Source organism: Burkholderia sp. HAN2018 (genome assembly GCF_024704855.1).
Taxonomy (GTDB): Bacteria; Pseudomonadota; Gammaproteobacteria; order Burkholderiales; family Burkholderiaceae; genus Burkholderia; species Burkholderia cepacia.
In genome coordinates, this window is sequence record NZ_QOBB01000345.1 from 1 (window position 1) to 5,147 (window position 5,147).

The following is a 5,147-nucleotide window of genomic DNA, read 5'->3' on the forward strand; positions in this document are numbered from 1 at the left end:
CTCGATCCCGCCATGCAGGAAACGCACCGAGCCGCCGAGCGCCGCCGCGAGCGCGCCGACATCCGGCTCGCCGCCGCTCTCGCCCGTATAACGGACGTCGAGCACGACCTGCGCACCGTCGGGCAGCGCGGCCTGCTCGGGCAGCGGCTGCACGCGCGCGGCCAGTTCGGCCGGCAGGTCGTGCACGAGCGTGCTGAGCAGTGCGCGCGTCGCGCCGTGGCGCGGATCGCCGAACACGCGCCACACGGGGCCCGTTTCGACGACTTCGCCTTGTTCGATCACCGCGACCGTGTCGCACACCGCGCGGATCACTTCCATCTCGTGCGTGATCAGCACGATCGTCAGCCCGAGGCGACGGTTGATGTCGGCGAGCAGCGCGAGGATCGACTGCGTCGTCTCGGGATCGAGCGCCGAGGTCGCCTCGTCGCACAGCAGGACCTCGGGATCGTGCACGAGCGCGCGGGCAATGCCGACGCGCTGCTTCTGCCCGCCCGACAGGCTGGCCGGATACGCGTCGCGTTTCGCGGCGAGCCCGACGAGTTCGAGCAGCGCCTCGACCTTGCGCACGCGCTCGGCCTTCGGCACGCCGGCGATCTTCAGCGGCAGCGCGACGTTCTCGAACACCGTCTTCGCGGACAGCAGGTTGAAATGCTGGAACACCATGCCGGTGCGACGCCGCAGCGCGACGAGCCCGTCCTCGTCGAGCGCGCCGACGTCGACACCCTGCACACGCACGCGGCCCGAGCTCGGCCGCTCGAGCCCGTTCACGAGCCGCAGCAGCGTCGACTTCCCCGCGCCGCTGCGGCCGATGATCCCGAACACCTCGCCGCGCCGTACGTCGAGCGTCACGTCGCGCAGCGCGGCGGCCTGGCCGCGCGGCGTCGCGAACACCTTGCCGACCTGCTCCAGCGACACGGCTGCGCCACCGGCGGCCGCCGCGGCCGCCGCGTCATGCGGGGCAACGGTGCCGGCACGCGCGGCCGATGCATCGACGAAACCCAGCGTATCGAACAATTGCGTCATCGCTTCGCTCCGTCACGTTCAGGCATGCGCGGGATGCGCGGGTTCGGATGCCGGCACGGCAGCCGGCCGGTGCTGCGCGCCCGTGTGCCACGCGGGCAGGCGCGGGCCCGCGCCGAACAGCTTCTCGCGCAGCGTCGGCGCGGGATCGTAGTCTTCCTTGTAGACGCCGCGGTTCTGCAGCTCGGGCACGACCCAGTCGACGAAATCCTCGAACGACTCGGGCATCACGGTGCGCGTCAGGTTGAAACCGTCGATGCCCGTCTCGTCGATCCACGACTGCAGTTCGTCCGCGACCTGCGACGGCGAGCCGACGATCGGCGCATACCGGCCGCCGAGCGACATCTGTTCGAGCATCCGCCGCACGGTCCACGTGCCGGTCGTGCTCTTGCGCGAGATCGCGTCGACGGCCGACTGGATCGAGTCGGTCTTCACATACGAAATCGGTTCGTCGAGGCCGTACTTCGCGAAGTCGATGCCGGTCGAGCTCGCGAAATGCGCGAGGCCGGCTTCCGGGCTCGCGTAGCGCCGGTATTCGTCGAACTTCTCGCGCGCGAGAAGTTCGGTCTCGGCCGTCACGACGCTCACGCCGGCAAAGATCCTGATCGAAGCCGGATCGCGCCCCTGCCGCGCGGCAGTCGCACGGATGTCGAGCGCCGCCGCACGCGCTGCGGCCTTGCTCTGCCCGTTCACGAACACGCATTCGGCGTGACGGCCCGCGAACTCGACACCGCGCGCGGACGAACCGGCCTGGTACAGCACCGGCGTGCGCTGCAGCGACGGCTCGCTCAGGTGGATCGCATCGATCGAATAGAACGGCCCGTCGTGCTTCACGCGCCGCACCTTGCCCGGCTGCGCGAACACGCGCGCCTGCGCATCGCGGATCACCGCGTCGTCGTCCCAGCTCTGCTCCCACAGCTTGTAGACGACGTCCATGTAGTCGTCCGCGCGCTCGTAGCGGTCGTCGTGACCGATCTGCTGCGCGAGGCCCATCCCGCGTGCGGCGCTGTCGAGATAACCGGTGACGATGTTCCAGCCCACGCGCCCTTTCGTCAGGTGATCGAGCGTCGACATGCGGCGCGCGAACAGGTAAGGCGGCTCGTAGGTCAGGTTCGCGGTCACGCCGAAGCCGAGATGCCGCGTGACCTGCGCCATCGCGGGCACCAGCAGCAGCGGATCGTTGACGGGCACCTGCACCGATTCGCGCAGCGCGGCATCGGGGCCGCCGCCGAACACGTCGTACACGCCGACGATGTCCGCGAGGAAGATCCCGTCGAACTTGCCGCGTTCGAGCGTTTTCGCGAGGTCGGCCCAGTAGTCGAGATCGGTGTAGTGTGCGGAGCGGTCGCGCGGATGCGTCCACAGCCCATGGTTGATGTGCCCGACGCAGTTCATGTTGAACGCGTTGAGCAGGATCTTCTTGCGGTTCGCCGTCGTCATGTGCGCGCCTCCGTCACCACGCGATCGCGTACAGCGAGCCGAACGCGTTGTCGAGCGCCTTGCGCACGGCCGGCGACTGCTGGTAGATCGCGATGAACTTGCGGATGCGCGGATCGTTCACGCTGTCCGGCCGCACGACCCACTGGATCGCGAAGATCTTGTTCTCGGTGCCGTCGAACAGCAGCGCGCTGTTCGGGTCGGTCGTGCCGGCGAGCTTGATGAAGCTCGGGTAGCCCTGCGCGAGATCGACGTCGTCGAGCGAACGCGCGAGTTGCGATGCCTCGAGCGGGATGATCTTCAGGTGCTTCGGGTTCGACACGATGTCGTGCGTCGTCGCGCGGTAGTCGGCACCCGGCTTCAGCTTGATGAGCCCCGCGCGCTGCAGCAGCAGCAACCCGCGCCCGCCGTTCACCGGATCGTTCGCGATCGCGACCTTCGCGCCGTCCTTCAGCTCGCTGAAGCTTTTCACCTTCTTCGAATAGAGGCCGATCTTCATGATCGTGCCGGGCGCGATCGACACGAAGTTGTAGCCGCCCTGCTTGTTCGCGTTCTCGAGGAACGGGATGTGCTGGAAGTAGTTGACGTCGATGTCCTTGTTCGCGAGCGCCGCGTTCGGCGTATTCCAGTCGGTGAATTCGACGATCCGCACGTCGAGCCCCTGCGCCTTCGCCTCCTTGGCGGCAACCTTCAGCGCCTCGATCTGCGGGCTCGTCGAAATGCCGACCTTCAGCGGCGCGGTGTCGGCCCGCGCACCATTGAGCAGTACGACGCCGAGCAGGGCGGCGGCCAGCAGGCGCGCGACGCGGCCGGCGGAAAGACGGGCGGAAAAAACGGCATGCAGCATGGGAACCACTCTCCTGTCCAAAGACGGTATCGACGGATGAGCGACGCCGCGGCGAACGCGCGGGCGTTCTCCGGACAAGCGTCAAGCACGTCGGAAAAGGATCAGCCGATGATAGAGAGCGGAGCCGGGACGGTCTACGAAGCGATTGTGCGAAGAAAATCGCGCGCGGCGATATGGCCGGCGGCCACGCAGGATCGGCGGCCCGACCGGGCGCCCGGCCGAAATCTCGGCCTGGACGCCGGGCGAATTCCGAAATCTCGGCCAGCCGGCCGGGCCGTCATTTCCGCAGACGAAACAAATCCCTTATGAATCAACGCATTAAAAATATTCCGTCAGGCTGCATTTCTGGCATGGGGGTTGCGTAATAGACGGCACACGATGCCGCGAAGCGATGCAGGCATTCCAACATCAGGAGACACGTCTTGCAGACCTCTATCCATACCCCGTCCCATCCGGAGCCGGTTTCCAACGCCGTCGCCGCCCCGCGCGAGCGCTTCTGGCCGGAAGGCTGGTGGAAGCTGATGGAAATCCGCATCGGCATCATCCCGCTGCCCGTCTACTTCATCCTGCTTGCGCTGATCGTCGGCTTCTCGGTCACCGGCAAGGTGCCCGGCGAGATCTCGATGGCGATCGCGGTACTCGCGTTCTTCGGCTTCACCTGCGCGGAACTGGGCAAGCGCCTGCCGCTCCTGCGCAACATCGGCGCCGCCGCGATCTTCGCGACCTTCGTGCCGTCGGCGCTCACTTACTACCACGTGCTGCCGAAGCCGGTGCTGAACCTGACGGTCGAATTCACGAAGTCGACCAACTTCCTGTACCTGTTCATCGCGTCGATCATCGTCGGCAGCATCCTGAGCATGGACCGGCGCGTGCTGATCCAGGGCTTCGTGAAGATCTTCATCCCGCTCGCGGCCGGCTCGGTCGCGGCCGCGATCGTCGGCACGGCGGTGGGTACCGCGCTCGGCCTCGGCGCGCGCCACACGCTGCTGTACATCGTCGTGCCGATCATGGCGGGCGGCGTCGGCGAAGGCGCGATTCCGCTGTCGATCGGCTATTCGGAACTGATGCACCTGCCGCAAGGCGAGATGTTCGCGATGGTACTGCCGCCGGTGATGCTCGGCAGCCTGACCGCGATCATCCTGTCGGGCGCGCTCGACATGCTCGGCAAGCGCTTCCCGCACCTGACCGGCAACGGCCGCCTGCAGGTCGGCGAATCGGGCGACATGACGCCCGAGAACGAGGAAATCCGCGGCCACGTCGACGTCTCGCACATCGCGGGCGCCGGCATCACGGCGATCACGCTGTACCTGGTCGGCCTGATGGCGCACAAGCTGTTCGGCCTGCCCGCGCCGGTCGCGATGCTGTTCCTCGCGGTGCTCGTGAAGCTCGCGCGCGCGGTGTCGCCGCCGCTGCAGGAAGGCGCGTTCGTCGTCTACAAGTTCTTCTCGACCGCCGTCACGTACCCGCTGCTGTTCGCGATCGGCGTCGCGATGACGCCGTGGGACAAGCTGACCGCCGCGTTCACGATCGTCAACGTGGTCACGATCGTGTCGACCGTCGCGACGCTGATGGGCACCGGTTTCGTGGTCGGCCGCCTGATGAAGATGTACCCTATCGACACCGCAATCGTGAACGCCTGCCACAGCGGGCAAGGCGGCACCGGCGACGTCGCGATCCTCACGGCCGCGAACCGGATGCAGCTGATGCCGTTCGCGCAGATCGCGACCCGCATCGGCGGCGCGATCGTCGTCACGGTCACGCTGATCCTGATCGCACACTTCGGATGACGCGCCGCCGCGCGCTCCGTCGCGCAGGCCGCTTCGCACGCGCCGCCGCCGGCCTT

Annotated in this window: 4 protein-coding genes; 1 reads left to right on the forward strand and 3 read right to left on the reverse strand. The window is 67.4% G+C overall.

What is annotated here, in order from left to right:
• The 3 genes from DPV74_RS38780 to DPV74_RS38790 form a co-directional block, all read right to left on the reverse strand.
• Positions 1 to 1,023: methionine ABC transporter ATP-binding protein (locus DPV74_RS38780; RefSeq protein WP_119339107.1), on the reverse strand; the 1,023-nt coding region annotated here is incomplete at its 3' end.
• Positions 1,024 to 1,041: 18 nt separating this feature from the next.
• A complete protein-coding gene (locus tag DPV74_RS38785; RefSeq protein ID WP_119339108.1) occupies positions 1,042 to 2,460 on the reverse strand; it encodes an LLM class flavin-dependent oxidoreductase in 1,419 nt (472 codons plus the stop codon).
• Positions 2,461 to 2,473: 13 nt separating this feature from the next.
• On the reverse strand, positions 2,474 to 3,304 hold the full coding sequence (locus DPV74_RS38790; RefSeq protein WP_119339109.1) for a MetQ/NlpA family ABC transporter substrate-binding protein: 831 nt from the start codon (positions 3,302 to 3,304) through the stop codon (positions 2,474 to 2,476).
• A 422-nt stretch (positions 3,305 to 3,726) separates the two neighbouring features.
• On the opposite strand from DPV74_RS38790, the gene DPV74_RS38795 reads away from it, so the two are divergent.
• On the forward strand, positions 3,727 to 5,091 hold the full coding sequence (locus tag DPV74_RS38795; RefSeq protein WP_021156390.1) for a 2-hydroxycarboxylate transporter family protein: 1,365 nt from the start codon (positions 3,727 to 3,729) through the stop codon (positions 5,089 to 5,091).
• The last annotated feature ends 56 nt before the right edge of the window (positions 5,092 to 5,147 follow it).

Excerpts from the sequence above, each read along its gene's own strand:
- DPV74_RS38785 (WP_119339108.1), bottom strand. The coding sequence starts at position 2,460 with ATGACGACGGCGAACCGCAAGAAGATCCTGCTCAACGCGTTCAACATG.
- DPV74_RS38790 (WP_119339109.1), bottom strand. The coding sequence starts at position 3,304 with ATGCTGCATGCCGTTTTTTCCGCCCGTCTTTCCGCCGGCCGCGTCGCG.